At 57.9% G+C, this 16,480-nt stretch carries 18 protein-coding genes; 8 read left to right on the top strand and 10 right to left on the bottom strand.

Annotated elements, in window-relative coordinates; all coding sequences use genetic code 11:
* The first annotated feature begins 30 nt into the window (after positions 1-30).
* Complete coding sequence (gene recA, locus QO005_RS00740) at positions 31-1,116, top strand: recombinase RecA (protein WP_307156062.1); 1,086 nt, start codon at positions 31-33, stop codon at positions 1,114-1,116.
* 156 nt (positions 1,117-1,272) lie between these two features.
* Complete coding sequence (gene alaS / locus QO005_RS00735) at positions 1,273-3,933, top strand: alanine--tRNA ligase (protein ID WP_307156061.1); 2,661 nt, start codon at positions 1,273-1,275, stop codon at positions 3,931-3,933.
* Positions 3,934-4,078: 145 nt separating this feature from the next.
* On the opposite strand, the gene QO005_RS00730 is transcribed toward alaS, so the two are convergent.
* The 3 genes from QO005_RS00730 to QO005_RS00720 all read right to left on the bottom strand — a co-directional run bounded on the left by QO005_RS00730 (position 4,079) and on the right by QO005_RS00720 (position 5,657).
* Positions 4,079-4,693 carry a GntR family transcriptional regulator gene (locus QO005_RS00730; RefSeq protein ID WP_307156564.1) on the bottom strand — a complete coding sequence of 205 codons (615 nt, stop codon included), beginning with the start codon at positions 4,691-4,693 and terminating at the stop codon, positions 4,079-4,081.
* Between the two features lie 334 nt (positions 4,694-5,027).
* Positions 5,028-5,162, bottom strand: coding sequence for a hypothetical protein (locus QO005_RS00725; RefSeq protein WP_307156060.1), 135 nt, complete (start codon positions 5,160-5,162; stop codon positions 5,028-5,030).
* A 345-nt stretch (positions 5,163-5,507) separates the two neighbouring features.
* Positions 5,508-5,657 (bottom strand): hypothetical protein, encoded by a 150-nt coding sequence (locus QO005_RS00720; RefSeq protein ID WP_307156059.1) that lies wholly within the window; start codon positions 5,655-5,657, stop codon positions 5,508-5,510.
* Positions 5,658-6,170: 513 nt separating this feature from the next.
* Here QO005_RS00720 and coaD point away from each other — a divergent pair.
* The 5 genes from coaD to tgt all read left to right on the top strand — a co-directional run bounded on the left by coaD (position 6,171) and on the right by tgt (position 10,306).
* Complete coding sequence (coaD, locus tag QO005_RS00715; protein WP_307156058.1) at positions 6,171-6,659, top strand: pantetheine-phosphate adenylyltransferase; 489 nt, start codon at positions 6,171-6,173, stop codon at positions 6,657-6,659.
* Positions 6,660-6,725: 66 nt separating this feature from the next.
* On the top strand, positions 6,726-7,301 hold the full coding sequence (locus QO005_RS00710; RefSeq protein WP_307156057.1) for a peptidylprolyl isomerase: 576 nt from the start codon (positions 6,726-6,728) through the stop codon (positions 7,299-7,301).
* A gap of 95 nt (positions 7,302-7,396) precedes the next feature.
* Positions 7,397-7,906, top strand: a complete 510-nt coding sequence (locus QO005_RS00705) for a peptidylprolyl isomerase (protein WP_307156056.1) — start codon at positions 7,397-7,399, stop codon at positions 7,904-7,906.
* Positions 7,907-8,084: 178 nt separating this feature from the next.
* Positions 8,085-9,176: a tRNA preQ1(34) S-adenosylmethionine ribosyltransferase-isomerase QueA gene (gene queA, locus QO005_RS00700; RefSeq protein WP_307156055.1), complete on the top strand. Its 1,092-nt coding sequence runs from the start codon at positions 8,085-8,087 to the stop codon at positions 9,174-9,176.
* On the top strand, positions 9,176-10,306 hold the full coding sequence (tgt, locus tag QO005_RS00695; RefSeq protein WP_307156054.1) for a tRNA guanosine(34) transglycosylase Tgt: 1,131 nt from the start codon (positions 9,176-9,178) through the stop codon (positions 10,304-10,306). The genes queA and tgt overlap by 1 nt, the downstream gene beginning before the upstream one ends.
* A 7-nt stretch (positions 10,307-10,313) precedes the next feature.
* Here the strand turns inward: tgt and QO005_RS00690 are convergent, their stop codons facing one another.
* The 7 genes from QO005_RS00690 to QO005_RS00660 form a co-directional block, all read right to left on the bottom strand.
* Positions 10,314-10,487, bottom strand: a complete 174-nt coding sequence (locus tag QO005_RS00690) for a hypothetical protein (RefSeq protein ID WP_307156053.1) — start codon at positions 10,485-10,487, stop codon at positions 10,314-10,316.
* Positions 10,488-10,892: 405 nt separating this feature from the next.
* Positions 10,893-11,417 (bottom strand): acyloxyacyl hydrolase, encoded by a 525-nt coding sequence (locus QO005_RS00685; RefSeq protein WP_307156052.1) that lies wholly within the window; start codon positions 11,415-11,417, stop codon positions 10,893-10,895.
* Between the two features lie 121 nt (positions 11,418-11,538).
* On the bottom strand, positions 11,539-11,922 hold the full coding sequence (locus QO005_RS00680) for a hypothetical protein (RefSeq protein WP_307156051.1): 384 nt from the start codon (positions 11,920-11,922) through the stop codon (positions 11,539-11,541).
* A gap of 340 nt (positions 11,923-12,262) precedes the next feature.
* A complete protein-coding gene (gene purQ / locus QO005_RS00675) occupies positions 12,263-12,937 on the bottom strand; it encodes a phosphoribosylformylglycinamidine synthase subunit PurQ (protein WP_307156050.1) in 675 nt (224 codons plus the stop codon).
* Between the two features lie 81 nt (positions 12,938-13,018).
* A complete protein-coding gene (gene purS / locus QO005_RS00670) occupies positions 13,019-13,261 on the bottom strand; it encodes a phosphoribosylformylglycinamidine synthase subunit PurS (protein ID WP_307156049.1) in 243 nt (80 codons plus the stop codon).
* A 17-nt stretch (positions 13,262-13,278) separates the two neighbouring features.
* Entirely contained in the window at positions 13,279-14,043 is a 765-nt protein-coding gene (gene purC, locus QO005_RS00665; RefSeq protein WP_307156048.1) for a phosphoribosylaminoimidazolesuccinocarboxamide synthase, read from the bottom strand.
* A 375-nt stretch (positions 14,044-14,418) separates the two neighbouring features.
* On the bottom strand, positions 14,419-14,967 hold the full coding sequence (locus QO005_RS00660; RefSeq protein WP_307156047.1) for an RBBP9/YdeN family alpha/beta hydrolase: 549 nt from the start codon (positions 14,965-14,967) through the stop codon (positions 14,419-14,421).
* A gap of 167 nt (positions 14,968-15,134) precedes the next feature.
* Here QO005_RS00660 and QO005_RS00655 point away from each other — a divergent pair, with 167 nt between their 5' ends.
* Entirely contained in the window at positions 15,135-16,370 is a 1,236-nt protein-coding gene (locus QO005_RS00655) for a GGDEF domain-containing protein (RefSeq protein WP_307156046.1), read from the top strand.
* Positions 16,371-16,480 lie beyond the last annotated feature (110 nt).

Genomic DNA, 16,480 nt, shown 5'->3' with positions numbered 1-16,480 from the left:
CGAGGCTTCAATAACCTAAAGGTGGTTACCATGTCACAAAATTCTTTGCGGCTCGTAGAGGACAAATCGGTGGATAAAAGCAAGGCATTGGAAGCAGCTCTGTCGCAGATCGAGCGCAATTTCGGCAAGGGCTCGATCATGAAGCTCGGTGCCAATGAAAAAGTGGTGGAGATCGAGACGGTATCGACCGGCTCTCTCAGCCTGGATATTGCGCTTGGCATTGGCGGTCTGCCCAAGGGGCGTATCATTGAAATTTACGGCCCGGAAAGCTCGGGTAAGACGACACTTGCGCTGCAGACCATTGCTGAAGCGCAGAAGAAAGGCGGCATCTGCGCCTTCGTGGATGCCGAACATGCGCTGGATCCGGTCTATGCCCGCAAGCTCGGCGTCGATCTGCAGAACCTGCTGATCTCCCAGCCGGATACGGGTGAGCAGGCGCTGGAAATTACCGACACGCTGGTGCGCTCCGGCGCAATCGACGTCCTCGTGGTCGACTCGGTGGCGGCGCTGACACCGCGTGCCGAAATCGAGGGCGAAATGGGCGATAACCTTCCGGGCATGCAGGCGCGCCTGATGAGCCAGGCGCTGCGCAAGCTGACGGCTTCCATCTCCCGCTCAAACTGCATGGTCATCTTCATCAACCAGATCCGTATGAAGATCGGCGTGATGTTCGGCTCGCCGGAAACGACGACAGGCGGCAATGCGCTGAAATTCTACGCTTCCGTGCGTCTTGATATTCGCCGTATCGGCGCGGTCAAGGAGCGGGAGGAGGTGGTGGGCAACCAGACCCGCGTGAAGGTGGTGAAGAACAAGATGGCGCCGCCCTTCAAGCAGGTGGAATTCGACATCATGTATGGCGAAGGCGTTTCCAAGACGGGCGAACTGGTCGATCTGGGCGTGAAGGCGGGCATTGTCGAAAAGTCCGGTGCCTGGTTCTCCTATAACAGCCAGCGTCTGGGGCAGGGGCGTGAGAACGCCAAGACCTTCCTGCGGGACAATCCGCAGCTTGCGCAGGAAATCGAGATGGCGCTTCGGCAGAATGCGGGTCTCATTGCGGAACGGTTCCTGCAAAATGGCGGCCCGGACGCCAATGATGGCGATAGCGCCGAAGAATAAGGATCTGTTCTGACGGGCGGATCGAAGACATGAAGGGCCGGAGATATCGAATCTCCGGCCCTTTGCTTTCTCCTGCTGGACAGGCGGCATGACGGGCGATAAAAGCCGGTGGTTTCAAAGGTTCGTCCGGTTTGGACATTCTATCAAGGGCATCCCATGAGCGGCGTAAACGACATTCGATCGACCTTCCTCAATTACTTCAAGGCCAATGGCCATGAGGTGGTTGCGTCGAGCCCGCTCGTGCCGCGCAACGACCCGACGCTGATGTTCACCAATGCGGGCATGGTGCAGTTCAAGAACGTCTTTACCGGCCTGGAGCAGCGCAGCTATTCCACCGCCACCACGGCGCAGAAATGCGTGCGCGCCGGCGGCAAGCATAACGACCTGGACAATGTCGGCTATACGGCGCGGCATCACACCTTCTTTGAAATGCTGGGCAACTTCTCCTTCGGCGATTACTTCAAGGACCGCGCCATCGAACTGGCCTGGAACCTGATCACCAAGGAGTTCGGTCTGGCGAAGGACAAGCTCTGTGTTACCGTCTATCACACCGATGACGAGGCCTTTAATCTGTGGAAGAAGATTGCCGGCCTGCCGGATCACAAGATTATCCGCATCCCGACCAGCGACAACTTCTGGGCCATGGGGGATACCGGCCCTTGCGGACCCTGCTCTGAAATCTTCTACGATCACGGCGATCATATCTGGGGTGGCCCGCCCGGCTCGCCGGAGGAAGACGGGGATCGCTTCATCGAGATCTGGAACCTCGTTTTCATGCAATACGAGCAGATCAGCAAGGAAGAGCGCATCGATCTGCCGCGCCCATCCATCGATACAGGCATGGGTCTGGAGCGCGTCGCTGCCGTTCTGCAGGGCGAGCACGACAATTACGACATCGATCTGTTCCGGGCGCTCATTCAGGCCTCTGTTGAACTGACGGGCGTAAAGGCGGAAGGCGAGCGTCGGGCAAGCCACCGCGTCATCGCAGACCACCTGCGCTCTTCTGCTTTCCTGATTGCCGATGGCGTGCTGCCGTCCAATGAAGGCCGTGGCTATGTGCTGCGCCGGATCATGCGCCGCGCCATGCGCCATGCCGAGCTTTTGGGTGCGCGTGAGCCGATCATCTACCGGCTGTTGCCGGTGCTGGTGCAGCAGATGGGCCGCGCCTATCCGGAACTGGTCCGGGCCGAAGCGCTGATCTCGGAAACGCTGAAGCTTGAGGAAACCCGCTTCCGCAAGACGCTGGAGCGCGGTCTGGCGCTTCTGGCCGATTCGACCTCCTCGCTTGCCAAGGGCGACAGCCTGGACGGCGAGACCGCCTTCAAGCTCTACGATACCTATGGCTTCCCGCTTGATCTGACGCAGGATGCGCTGCGTGCCCGAGGCATTGGTGTGGATATCACCGGTTTCAACGATGCCATGCAGCGCCAGAAGGCGGAAGCCCGCGCCAATTGGGCCGGTTCCGGCGACAAGGCGACGGAAACCGTGTGGTTCGAGCTGAAGGAAAAGTTCGGTGCCACGGAATTCCTCGGCTATTCCGCTGAAACCGCGGAAGGGGAAATCCAGGCGCTGGTACGCGATGGTGCGGTGATCGAGACGGCCAGCGCGGGTGAAACCGTGCAGATCGTCGTCAATCAGACGCCGTTTTACGGTGAGTCCGGCGGTCAGGTCGGCGATACCGGTGAAATTATCGGCGAAGGTTTTGCACTCGACGTTACCGATACGCAGAAAAAGGGCGAGGGTCTTTTTGTCCATATCGCCCGGGTTCGTGAGGGCAGCGTCAAGGCGGGCGAGCCCGTTACGCTGAACGTCGATCATGCCCGCCGTGGCCGTCTGCGCGCCAACCATTCCGCAACTCATTTGCTGCATGAGGCCTTGCGCGAAGTTCTCGGCACGCATGTGGCCCAGAAGGGTTCGCTAGTTGCGCCTGAGCGCCTGCGTTTCGATATTTCCCATCCCAAGCCGATCACCGCGGAAGAACTGAAGCGGGTCGAAGAGATGGCCAATGAGATCATCGTTCAGAATTCGCCGGTGACGACCCGCCTGATGGCCGTGGATGACGCCATTGCCGAGGGCGCGATGGCGCTGTTTGGCGAAAAATATGGCGATGAGGTTCGTGTGGTTTCCATGGGCACCGCTACCCATGGTTCCAAGGCCGGAAAGCCTTATTCCATCGAGCTTTGCGGGGGCACGCATGTGTCTGCGACGGGCGATATCGGCCTCGTGCGGCTCGTTTCGGAAAGCGCCGTGGGTGCTGGCGTGCGCCGCCTGGAGGCATTGACGGGCGAAGATGCCCGCGCCTATCTGGCTGAGCAGGATGAGCGGGTGAAGACGCTCGCGACGGCGCTCAAGGTGCAGCCCGGTGATGTCGTGACGCGCGTCGAGCAATTGGTGGACGAGCGCCGCAAGCTGGAGCGGGAACTGGCCGAAGCCAAGCGCAAGCTTGCCATGGGCGGTGGTGCCAGTGGTGGCGATGCGCCGCGTGATGTCAACGGCATCAAGTTCATCGGCAAGGCTCTTTCGGGCATTGAAGCCAAAGATCTGAAGGGCATGGCCGACGACGCCAAGGCCGCTTTGGGCTCCGGTGTCGTGCTGCTGGTGGCTGTCGCGGATGACGGCAAGGCAAGTGCTGTCGTGGGTGTGACCGCTGATTTGACGGAGCGCTTTTCGGCCGTGGAACTGGTGCGTGTGGCGTCCGCTGCCCTGGGCGGCAAGGGCGGCGGCGGTCGCCCGGATATGGCACAGGCAGGCGGTCCCGATGGCTCCAAGGCTTCCGACGCCGTGGAAGCCGTGGCTGCAGCCTTGTCGGCTGGGTAACGGCTCAGGCCTTTGAGAGAATTTTCGAGAGTTGCAAATCCTCCGGTGAAATCTTTCACCGGAGGATTTTTTATTGGGCTGCCATCTGCGCTCCGCGACAGGCACAAACTCCTGAAGGTGAAGAATTGGCGCCGTGAAGAGGTTTTTACTGCTGCGCCAGAAACCCCAGTAGCACCTTCATTGCCGCCTCTGCACGGGCAGGATGGGCCTGCTGGATGGCCCGGATGACAGTCACATGGAGCGAAACGGACTGGTCCATTTTTTCCAGAGACGCACCCGCATACCAGATCCGGCGGGAGTGGGTTTGCAGCGGTTGAAGGGCGGCGATCAGGAAGGAGTTGGGGCAGGCGGCCTCCATGACGTCATCGAAGAGCTTGTCGGCAGTCAAAAATGCCTCGATGTCACCTTCCGCCGCAGCACCCGTCATGGCCTTCGCGCACTCCACCAGGGATTGACGCTGGCCTTCCGTTGCTGCGTCAGCCACCAGAGCCGCTGCCATGGGCTCCAGTTTCTGACGAACAGCCATGATCTGCTCATGATGTTCCGGATGAATTTCGGAAATCTGCAAGCCGACGCGGGGGCGGACAAGAATGAGCCCTTGCCATTCCAGTTTCTGAATGGCCTCCCGCACAGGCGTTCGGCCCTGGCCCGCAAGCTCTATCAATTCCTTCTCCGTGACAGTCAGTCCCGGCGCCAGTTTCAGAGTAACGATAGCCTGCTCAAGACTCCGGTAGGCTTGACGGCTCAGTGACGTCGGCATGTCCTGCATGAAAAAGCGTGTCCTTTTTTGATGCAGAGATTATACCTGATATATCACAAAAGGCCAGCACTAACTGAATTCCATGGTTGCTGATATATCTCAGAAGAAAAGCCAGCGCCCGCACATACGGTCGCTGGCTTTGCCTAGGGGGAGATAAGACTCATAGAGCATGTCGGGTGACACGGGTTCACTGGACATGCTCTAATTTCTTGTTTTTGCGCATTTCCGGACGGAAAACCGCGACCCCACTTTTCTCGGGACAATGCTCCAGGTTACCGGAGGACTTTTCAGGCCGTCACCACATCAATCCAAGATATAGATGACGAAGAGGCAGTTAGAATTGCCTGCTGCGTTCTACCAACATTTTCATTTCTTCTTGCTCGCGGCGCAACGCGGTGACCGTCGAAATAACAGAAGCGACGAACATGGCGCTGATCAAGGCAGCAAGAACACAAAGAATAAAGAACATGATCTTATCCTTTCTGCTCGTGTTCTTCATGCAGCTAACGTTTAGACTGCGCTAAAGTTCCCGAGCGGAAAAACATGCTCTTAAACTTTGTTTTTACGCATTTCCGGACGGAAAACCGGTCCCCACTTTTCTCGGGACAATGCCCTTATCTGTCATGTCGGTATAAACTGTACTCGCGAAGCCGTGATGGGCGCGCTACAATTTGGCCTTTTTCATCGGGAAAAAAAGATGAAGCGCGTCAGCGGATAACCGCGACACGCTTCATCATCAGTCTGGATGGATGCCGCTTGGCTTCATCGCCACCGGATGGTGAGATCGATGCGGCACGAAGCCAGCGAAAATGTCTTAGCGCATGCTCTCGTAACGGGCAGTTACAGAGGGGCCATACATGGAGGCAGTCTTTTCCTCGTTCATGTGAAACCCGATGCTGGTTGCGAGCATAGCGCCGATCATGGCAGTCCATACCAAGTTAATCATCGTCACTTTGTCGAGCATTGATTTCATCCTTTTGTAAGGCTTATCGGAACGGTCTACCCTCGTGACCGCCTTGCCCCCGATAAGCAGTGAACTCCATTTACGATGGCCGGGCTGAAGCTGCCCTTAACACTCCGTTCATCTGGCGTTCATCTTTCCCGCCATCAGAAGGTATGCCTGCCGTCAATGATCGGTTCCGAGATCCAGCAGAAGTTCGAGAAGAAGCGACGCGAAAATTGCAACGATAATAGTAACCGCAAGCATTCTTCTCTCCACTGGCCTCGTTTCCGGCCATGGTCAAAGGTATAAGCCCTTGGCTCTGAAACGGTGCTGAATGCGGCATTCATCCGGCATTCATGCGGTCAGCCGCCCAAAAGATGAACGGCGCCATTCATTTTCGCCGCTTGCGGAGCGCCAGCCGGCATGACAAGAAGTGACGCGGGGCGGGTGTCCCTGAACACGCGTGACCCCCGCAGGACACAGGTGGCCTCAGGCTTTTAAGGGCGGACCGCCGATGAGCATAATAGGGTGAAAATGACGATTGCCTTTTATCCCGGCTCCTTCGATCCGATGACCAACGGGCATCTGGATGTTCTCGTTCAGGCGCTGAATGTCGTGCCTCGGGTGATTGTCGGCATCGGCGTTCATCCCGGCAAGGTTCCGATGTTTTCCTTTGAAGAGCGCGCGGATCTGATTCGCCGCAGCCTTCACGAGGTGCTGCCGCTCCGGGCAGGGGATATCGAGGTGATCGCCTTTGACGGTCTTGCGGTGGATGCGGCGCGTGGCCATGGCGCGACACTTCTGGTGCGCGGTCTGCGCGATGGCTCGGATCTGGATTATGAAATGCAGCTAGCCGGCATGAACCGGCAGATGGCGCCGGATATCCAGACGATTTTTCTGCCCGCTGGCACGGCTTCCCGGCCCATAACGGCCACATTGGTGCGTCAGATCGCCACCATGGGCGGTGATGTGAGCGCCTTCGTGCCGAATGCCGTCCTGCAGGCGCTGAAATCGCGTATTTGAGGGCGGGGTTGCCGTTCTCGCACAGTCAAGGCGGGCCGAGGAGTGCCCCCTTCAACGGAGTCTTTCATGAAACTGATCAAATTCGCCCTTGCGGGGCTTGTGACGCTGCTGGCCTCTTTTTCACTGGCCAGCGCCCAGTCTGCCGATAATTATCTGACCATTCAGTTGAAGGATGGCCCCGTTGTCATCCAGTTGATGCCGGATGTGGCGCCCAAGCATGTGGCCCAGATCAAGAAGCTGGCCTCCGAAGGGCAGTACGACAATGTTGCCTTTCACCGCGTGATCGAGGGCTTCATGGCGCAGACTGGCGATGTTCAGTATGGGAATATGAAGAATGGTTTCGACAAGGCGCGCGCCGGTACCGGCGGCTCGAAGCTGCCCAACCTGCCGGCAGAGTTTTCCAAGGTGCCGTTCCAGCGCGGCACGGTTGGCATGGCCCGCTCGCAGGATCCGAACTCCGCCAATTCCCAGTTCTTCATCATGTTTGCCGACGGTAGCTTCCTGAACGGTCAGTACACGGTGGTCGGCAAGGTCGTGTCCGGCATGGAATTCGTGGACAAGATCAAGCGCGGACAGGGCGGCAACGGCGAAGTGTCGGATCCGGACCGCATGGTCAAGGTTACGGTTGGCCGTCCGCAATAAAGATGATAAGGGCGGCGGCATGAATGGCCGCCGCATCGTGGAAACGGCGGCAGGATAAGCCGTAAACGGGCGGGAGCCCGCCAAAGGAGAGAAACATGGCCGAGATCAAGGATCCGGAAAACACCATCATCATGGAAACCACCAAGGGCAAGGTGGTCATCAGCCTGTTCCCGGATCTGGCCCCCGGCCACGTGGCCCGGATCAAGGAACTGAGCCGCGAAGGTGCCTATGACGGCGTTGTTTTCCACCGCGTCATCGAAGACTTCATGGCCCAGACCGGCGACGTACAGTTTGGCAAGAAGGGTGCGGAAACCTTCAACCCGGCCCGCGCCGGCATGGGCGGCTCTTCCAAGCCGGACCTGAAGGCTGAATTTTCCGCAACGCCGCACGTTCGCGGCACCTGCTCCATGGCGCGTTCGCAGATGCCGAACTCCGCCAACTCGCAGTTCTTCATCTGCTTCACCGATGCACCCTGGCTGAACAAGCAGTATTCGGTCTGGGGTCAGGTCATCGAAGGCATGGACGTGATCGACCAGATCAAGCGCGGCGAGCCGGTGAAGGATCCCGACTCCATCGTTTCGATGAAGGTTGCTGCCGACGCCTGATGTCGTCCTTTTTGAAAGCCCGTCTAGAGCATTTCCAGGAAAAGTGTATTTGCGGTTTTCCATCCGGAATTGCGTAAAAACAAAAGCTTAGAGTACGTCCGGTGAACCCGTGTTCACCGGACGTGTTTTAGCGTGATCATGCTGGGCGGGTTTTCGCGTTTCCAGATGTGTGAAAACCATGCGTGTAGATCTGTTCGATTTCGACCTGCCGGAAGACAATATTGCGCTGAGGCCCGCGAGCCCGCGCGATCATGCGCGTTTTCTTGTCGTGCGCCCGGGGGCTGAGCCGCATTTGCAGGATGCGCATGTCTATGATCTTCCTTCTTTTCTGAAGCCCGGCGACGCTCTGGTGTTCAACGACACCAAGGTTATTCCCGCGCAACTGGAGGGATTGCGGCTGCGCGACGGGGCTGAGCGCACACCGGTCTCTTGCACCTTGCATATGCGGGTCGCCGCCAATCGCTGGAAGGCCTTTGCCCGCCCCGGCAAGCGCATCAAGGAAGGCGATCGCATCGTATTCGGCGGTTCTGACAACAATGCCTGCATGCTGGGTGAACTGATCGCCACCGTGGCGGAAAAAGGCGAGGCAGGTGAAATAGACCTGGCCTTCGATCTTTCCGGGCCTGACCTCGATCAGGCGATCGCCACGGTCGGGCATATTCCGCTGCCGCCCTATATCGCGGCCAAGCGTGCCGAGGACGAGAAGGACCGCAGCGACTACCAGACCATTTACGCCCGTGAGGAAGGGGCGGTTGCCGCACCCACCGCTGGGCTGCATTTCACGCCGGATCTTTTTGCCGCCCTCGACAGGGCCGGGATCGAGCGGCATTTCGTGACACTGCATGTCGGGGCGGGAACCTTCCTGCCGGTGAAGGCGGATGATACCGCCGATCACAAAATGCACCACGAAATCGGCCATGTTTCGCAGCAGACGGCAGCGGCGCTGAATGCCGTTCGCGCCCGGGGAGGGCGTATTGTCTCCGTTGGCACCACCTCGCTTCGCCTTCTGGAAAGTGCGGCGTCCGAGAGCGGCGAAATCCTGCCCTGGTCTGGCGCCACGGACATCTTCATCACGCCGGGCTATCGTTTCAGGGCGGTGGATATGCTGATGACCAATTTCCACCTGCCGAAGTCCACGCTGTTCATGCTGGTCTCGGCCTTTTCGGGGCTTGAGACGATGCAGGGCGCCTATGCCCATGCCATTCGTGCCGGCTACCGTTTCTATTCCTATGGCGATTCCAGCCTGCTCTTCCGGAAAGACAAAGAATAATGAGCGAGCAGTTCACCTTCACCCTCAAGGGCACCAGCGGCAAGGCGCGGCTGGGCGAGATCACCATGCCGCGCGGCACCATCCGCACGCCTGCCTTCATGCCGGTCGGCACAGTGGGTACGGTCAAAGCGATGTATCTGGATCAGGTGCGGGAAGGGGGGGCCGACATCATTCTCGGCAATACCTATCACCTGATGCTGCGCCCCGGGCCGGAGCGCGTGGCACGGCTTGGCGGTTTGCACGAACTGATCCGCTGGCCGCATCCGATCCTCACCGATAGCGGCGGTTTCCAGGTGATGTCGCTCTCCGGCCTGCGCAAGCTCAACGAGCAGGGTGTGACCTTCAAGAGCCATGTCGATGGCTCGCTTCACCATATGTCGCCGGAACGCTCCATCGAAATTCAGGGCCTGCTGGATAGCGATATCCAGATGCAACTGGACGAATGCGTGGCGCTTCCCGCCGAACCGCGTGAGATCGAACGCGCCATGGAGCTTTCGCTTCGCTGGGCGGAACGCTGCCGTGTTGCCTTCGGCAACCAGCCGGGCAAGGCGATGTTCGGCATCGTGCAGGGCGGCGATCAGCCCGCTTTGCGCGTCCGCTCGGCGGAAGGGCTGAAGCAACTGGATCTGAAGGGCTATGCTGTCGGCGGCCTGGCCGTGGGCGAGCCGCAGGACGTGATGCTCTCCATGCTTGACATCACGCTGCCGGTTTTGCCGACGGAAAAGCCGCGTTACCTGATGGGCGTCGGCACACCGGATGATATTTTAAAATCCGTGGCGCGCGGCATCGATATGTTCGATTGCGTCATGCCCACCCGCTCCGGCCGCCATGGTCTTGCCTTTACCCGGCGCGGCAAGGTGAATATCCGCAATGCGCGCCATGCCGAAGATATGCGTCCGCTGGATGAGCAGTCATCCTGCCCTGCGGCGCGCGATTATTCCCGCGCCTATCTGCATCACCTCGTGCGCTCGAACGAGGCGTTGGGCGGCATGCTGCTCTCCTGGAACAATCTTTCCTACTATCAGGAGCTCATGCAGGGGATTCGCGCCGCGATTGCGGAAAACCGGTTTGAGGATTTCATGGCGGAAACCATGGAAACCTGGGCCAGAGGCGATATCGATCCGGTTTGATCAGCGGTCAGTGCTGTGCTGGCCGCTGCGGCTCGGCTGCATAAACTGCAGCTTCAAAGCCCTGAAGGCTTTCATCGCTGCGCAAGGTCAGCGCTTCCAGAATGCTTTGCTGGATGGCTTCCCGCAATTGCTGTGATGTTTTGATCGTCTGTTTTTTATCCAGCCATTGTGCCGCCTGCATCAGATTGGCGCCTTCACGCACCATGATGCGATGGGCTCTTTCAAGAGCCCAATTCTCCCATTGATCGACAGTAGACATATCATGTGCCCCGTATTGCCCGCCGCATTCAAATCGATCTGTCAGCGATTCATTCGCTAAAAGAACAATACCAAAAGTTATGATTCGCTAAAAAGCATTTTTGTTCCGTGTCTTGAGTATAAAACCCGCAAAAAATTGGGGGTCGATTATATGTTTGTTTTCACTTACCTTTTTGGCTCGTCATTCTGGAGTGCCGGGAACATGCTCCCGAAAATGGAGCAAAGTCATTTGCTCAAGACCTTGCAGGGTCACAATAAAAAACCCGGCCTGAGAGCCGGGTTACTGTTTTAAAACTGCAAGTTTTACCCTTTTCAAAGGATAAAGACGTCAGAATTTGTATCCGACCAGCAGGCCAGCGCGCGTCATGCCGTCATTGGGATCGCACAGATTGGCGTTGGATGTATGCTCGATCTGACCGACCAGGCTCCAGTTCTTGTCCAGACGATAGCCGACAGCCGCATGTTCGCGAAACAGCACGCGGCAGCCGAGATCCGGGCCGTTTTTATGCTGATCGTCAATGGCGCCATCATGGACGACGCCGCCAAGACCGATTTCGGTGAAGATCCGGTCTGAAATATCGAAGGTCCAGGCCAGACCGCCATAGAGCTGGTTGTTCATGCTGCTGGTGCCAACTTCACCGCCGAGGAAGGGGCGGGGATGTTTGAGGCTGTCCATCAAGCTGGGAGCATCGCCCCGATCAAAGGGATCGAAAAAGGCCGTTCCCTCGAAAGCGACACCGGTTTCATGGTCCTGAAGTGAGCCCACAGCGCCAAGCCGCACTTCATCCAGAATGTGGTCGCTGCCGGCAAAGGAGGGGAAAGCAAACAGTGTGGAAGCCGCCAAAATCATCATGGCGGTTGCTGTGCTCTTCCTGCATATCATAAGGGTTGTCCCCGGAAATCCATTGATTCGTAGGGACATATTGCGCGGATTTTTCGGCTCATGGAAAGTGACAAAAAGGCACTTCCGACATTTATTGGCAATTACGGCTGCCCGTAGCCCAGCGTTTGACGTCGGTGGAAATGCGGGCAGAGAGAGGCTCATTCATCAGCGGGCCGAAGGCTTGCAGCCGTGCAGGCTGACCTTCTGCCATGACCACCAGTTGCGGTCTTATGTCAGACGACCCCTTGCGGACAAGGAGAACGCGCGGCTGGCCGGAAAAGGAATTCAGTTCCGCATCCATACGGTATGGCTTGAAGGCCGGGTCGCCGGATTTGAACCAGCAGGCCGCGGCCGCCATGGTAATGCCTTCCATGGTCTGCAGCGCGGAACGGTTTTGCGGCGGCGGGGCGCTCGGTTTGCAGCCCGCGATAAAGGAAAGAGCGGCCAGGGCGCTGGCCAGCAGTATCTTGCGCATTCACGTCCCCCGAGCGCTCCGGTGCTGACACAGCCACGGCCTAGCTCATTTCATAGAGCGCCGTGCCGGAAACCGAAATCGTCACGAAACTCTAGTTTCTTGTTTTCGCATCGGATTTCTTCGAAAACCGGTTCACGCTTTTCGGTCCGATGCTGTAGTCATGCCTTAAAGCCCGTTGCGGCTTATCAGCCTCATGCAACGTGCTTTACGTTCTTGTTTTAACGCATGTCGTTATCGCAAAACCGCTGCACACTTTTGCGCGACATGCTTTAGTGCCCGGCCTGTCCCAATGGGACAATCCAGGCACTTTCCCGTAGGGATGGATTATGTCCGAAGCGTGTTATGCTGCTGCAATAACATCGAGAGCGGAGGCAAAGATACCGCGTCCGTCATTGCCGCCATGGGCGGCTTCGATCAGGTTCTCCGGATGCGGCATCATGCCGAGAACATTGCCACGGGTGTTGATAACACCGGCAATGTCGTTCAGCGAGCCGTTGGGGTTGGTGCCCTCGGCATAGCGGAACACAACCTGACCGTTATCTTCAAGCGATGTGAGCGTCTCTGTGTCGACGAAATAATTGCCGTCATGATGGGCAACGGGGCAGCGGATGATCTGGCCCTTTTCATAGGCGCGGCTGAAATCCGTGTCGTCATTCACCACTTCAAGCTTCACCTCGCGGCAGACGAATTTCAGCGATGCATTGCGCATCAGCGCGCCGGGAAGGAGGCCTGCTTCCACCAGGATCTGGAAACCGTTGCAGACGCCCAGAACCTTCACGCCCTGTTCGGCTTTGGCCTTGATGGCCTGCATCACCGGCATCCGTGCGGCAATGGCGCCGCAGCGCAGGTAGTCCCCATAGGAGAAGCCGCCGGGAATGACGATCAGGTCGACATCCGGGATCTCGGTTTCCGTCTGCCAGACGGTGATCGGCGCCTGTCCGGAGATCTTGGTCAGCGCGGCAATCATGTCGCGGTCACGGTTGAGGCCGGGAAGTTGAACGACGGCTGATTTCATGGCTCTTGCTGACACCTTGCTCGGGGTTGAAGATGAAGTCCGGGTGGTATCCTCCGGCGGCAGGGCCGCCGGCGGTCGCACTCAATCGAGTGCGATCGTGTAGTTTTCGATCACGGTATTGGCTAGAAGCTTTTCGCACATGGCCTTCAGCTCTTCTTCGGCCTTTGCCTTATCGGCGCTGTCCAGAACCAGATCGAACACCTTGCCCTGACGAACCTGATTGACGCCGTCGAAACCCAGCGCGCCGAGCGCGCCTTCGATGGCCTTGCCCTGCGGATCGAGAACGCCGTTCTTGAGGGTGACGGTCACGCGTGCCTTAATCACTATCTGTCTCCAAAACCTTACTTGACCAGAACCGGGCCGGTACCGCGCACGGGTTCGTTCTCGTTGATAATGCCCAGACGGCGGGCCACTTCCTGATAGGCTTCCAGAAGGCCGCCCATGTCATGGCGGAAACGGTCCTTGTCCAGCCGTTCCTTGGTCTCGATGTCCCAGAGGCGGCAGCTGTCGGGGGAGATTTCGTCCGCCAGCACGATCCGCATCATGTCGCCTTCGTAAAGACGGCCGCATTCGATCTTGAAGTCCACCAGCTGGATGCCGATACCGAGGAACAGCCCGCTCAGGAAATCGTTGACGCGGATGGCGAGCGCCATGATGTCATCCAGCTCGGCGGGGTTCGCCCAGCCGAAGGCGGTGATATGCTCTTCGGAGACGATCGGATCTTCCAGTGCATCGGACTTGTAATAGAATTCGATGATGGAGCGCGGCAGAACCACGCCTTCCTCGATTCCCAGGCGGCGGGAGAGCGATCCGGCGGCGACATTGCGCACCACGATCTCCAGCGGAATGATCTCCACTTCCTTGATCAGCTGCTCGCGCATGTTGATGCGGCGGATGAAGTGGGTGGGAATGCCGATCTTGTTCAGATGGGTGAAGACATATTCGGAAATGCGGTTGTTGAGGACGCCCTTTCCGTCGATGACGTCATGCTTCTTCTTGTTGAAGGCGGTGGCGTCGTCCTTGAAGAACTGAATTAGCGTGCCCGGCTCGGGACCCTCGTAAAGGATCTTGGCCTTGCCTTCGTAAATACGGCGGCGACGGTTCATAACGGCTTGTCTCTGCGGTTGGCGTCTCGCGGGGGACGCGAAGTGTCACTGTTGAGGCGGTCCCTTAGCGGAAAACGCGGGTTTTCACAATGCAGCGATTGACCCTTCCTTCGATTTCGTTGTGACAAGATTTTGCGGCATTTCAGGCACCGCACTTCTTCTTACATCGTTTTGCGGCAATGGGGAACGAAGCTCACGGTTCAGGCCGCGAGAAAGCGGGGAAAACCCGCCTTCGCTGCGTTTAATACCAAGGCTCGAAGATGCTAACGCATCCTCGCCTTGAAGGAATTTCGAATATCTCAAATGCATCAGGGGCTTGAAATATTCGAAAAGGGAATACGAAGAGTCATCTTCAATGACTCTTCGTATAAACCGTCACAACTTGCCAAGGAACTGGGCGAAGACCATCGTGCCTTCGGGCCAGGGACCGTGGCCCGACTCGCTGTTGATATGTCCGGCCTCGCCTGCATCGATCAAAAGGGCTCCCCAGGCTTTGGCGATGTCTTCGGCATGATCGTAGCTGCCGAAGGGATCGTTGCGGCTGGCAATCATCAGCGTTGGAAATGGCAGGGGATCACGCGGATAAGGCCCGAAGGTCATGAGGTGTTTGGGGCGGATGGCGGGATTGGCGACATCCGGCGGCGCCACGAAGAACGCGCCGGCCACCTTCTTGCGAAAATGCGGAACGGCGTGAACCGCCGTGGGCACGCCCAGCGAATGCGCGACCAGCACCACGGGCTTTTCCGCACTATTCACCTCGGTCACCAGCCGTTCGACCCAGTCTTCACGGACCGGTTTCGACCATTCGGCCTGCTCGACGCGGCGGGCTGAGGAAAGTTTGTTCTGCCAGCGGCTCTGCCAATGGTCCGGACCGGAATTGGTATAGCCGGGAACGATGAGGATATCTGCTTCTGATGACTTCATGGGCCTTATCTGCGTGTCTGCGGCGCCGACGTCAAGAGAGGGGTAGCCTGCGACAGATTGTGCTTGTTCTGGTTCAAAACCGGAAATAGAGTGCAACTTAATACTCGCATTATTCTTTCCTTTATCAATTCCCTCTAAAAACCTTCTATATTTTGGGGTTTTCTCAAGTGGCTTCGCTCTTCTACGTTCCAACATTAATGTTATGCCTGCTGGCAGGCTGGGTCATCATCGGCTCGCTCACCTTGATCGGGTGGCGGCGCGAGAGAACCCGGCTGGAGCTTTGGGTGTGGAGCCTCGGCTTTTCGATCGGCGCGGTTGGCGTGCTTTTGCTGGCGCTGCGGGGGATTGCACCTGCTCTGTGGTCCATCGGCTTTGGAAATGCGCTGGTGTCCATCGGCGTGGGGTATGTCTGGCAGGGTTTTCGGGCCTTCGATGGCAGGCGGGTCTTTCATGTGCCGGTCGTGATGACGGGTGTGCTGTGGATGGCCGCCTATCTCGGCAGCCCCGCCTTTGCCGCCGACATCAATGCGCGCATCGTGCTGAGCTCGTTGCTTCTGGGTATTCAGCTTGGATGGCTGACCTATGATATCTGGTCCGGCTATCGTCAGGAACCCTTGCCCACGAGACCGGTGCTGGCGGTGTTGATCGGAATCTACGCTCTGCTCAATCTGTGCCGGGTACCGCTCAGTTTTATCTTTCCGGTGCAGGAGATGGGCAGCACCACAGGTTCCATATGGTACGGACTGCTGACCTTTCTGCTGCATATCGTCTCTCTGCTCAGTGGTATCGGCATTTTTTCGCTCAGCCGAGAGCGGGTCATGCTGCAATACAAGATCGCCTCGGAAACCGATGCGCTTACCGGCATTCTCAATCGGCGCGCCTTCATGAAACGGTTGGAGCACGAACTGCCCCGTGGCGGCTTTCTTGTCTTGATGGACGTGGATCACTTCAAGAAAATCAATGATACCTTCGGCCACATGGGCGGCGATACCGTGCTTGCCGGTCTGACCAGCCATGTGCGCTCGCAATTGCCGCCTGACACGAACTTCTGCCGGTTCGGCGGTGAAGAATTTGCCCTGTTTCTGAAGGATTGCAGCCGCCAGACCGCCTGGGAGTTCTGTGAAAACCTGCGTCTTTCCCTTGAGCAGACGGTTTTTAGATGGCAGGACAAAACCATTCGTGCCACGGTGTCCATCGGCGTGCGTCGGGCGGCAAGCGGTGGCGCGGATATGGAAGCGGTTGTTCTCGGCGCTGACCGGGCGCTCTATGCGGCCAAGAACGCCGGGCGCAACCGTGTCGTCCTGTGCGACGACCGCCCGCTGGACGATATGCACCTCGACAATCAGGCTTCCTCTTCTTTCGTTGCGGATGTGGCGCTCGAAACCGACAAGCATGTTGCCTGAAAGCCGTTTTCTCTTCCGTTACATAGCTTTGGGCCTATTGCTTACTGCATCATTCCTCAAATCTGATTGGATTTAAGGATAAAATCATGCAGCAGATGCAAAGCGCTACA

The organism is Allorhizobium paknamense, from assembly GCF_030815125.1.
Classification (GTDB): Bacteria; Pseudomonadota; Alphaproteobacteria; order Rhizobiales; family Rhizobiaceae; genus Allorhizobium; species Allorhizobium paknamense.
Note: the sequence above shows the minus strand (reverse complement) of the source record. Positions and strands in the feature narration are given on the sequence as shown.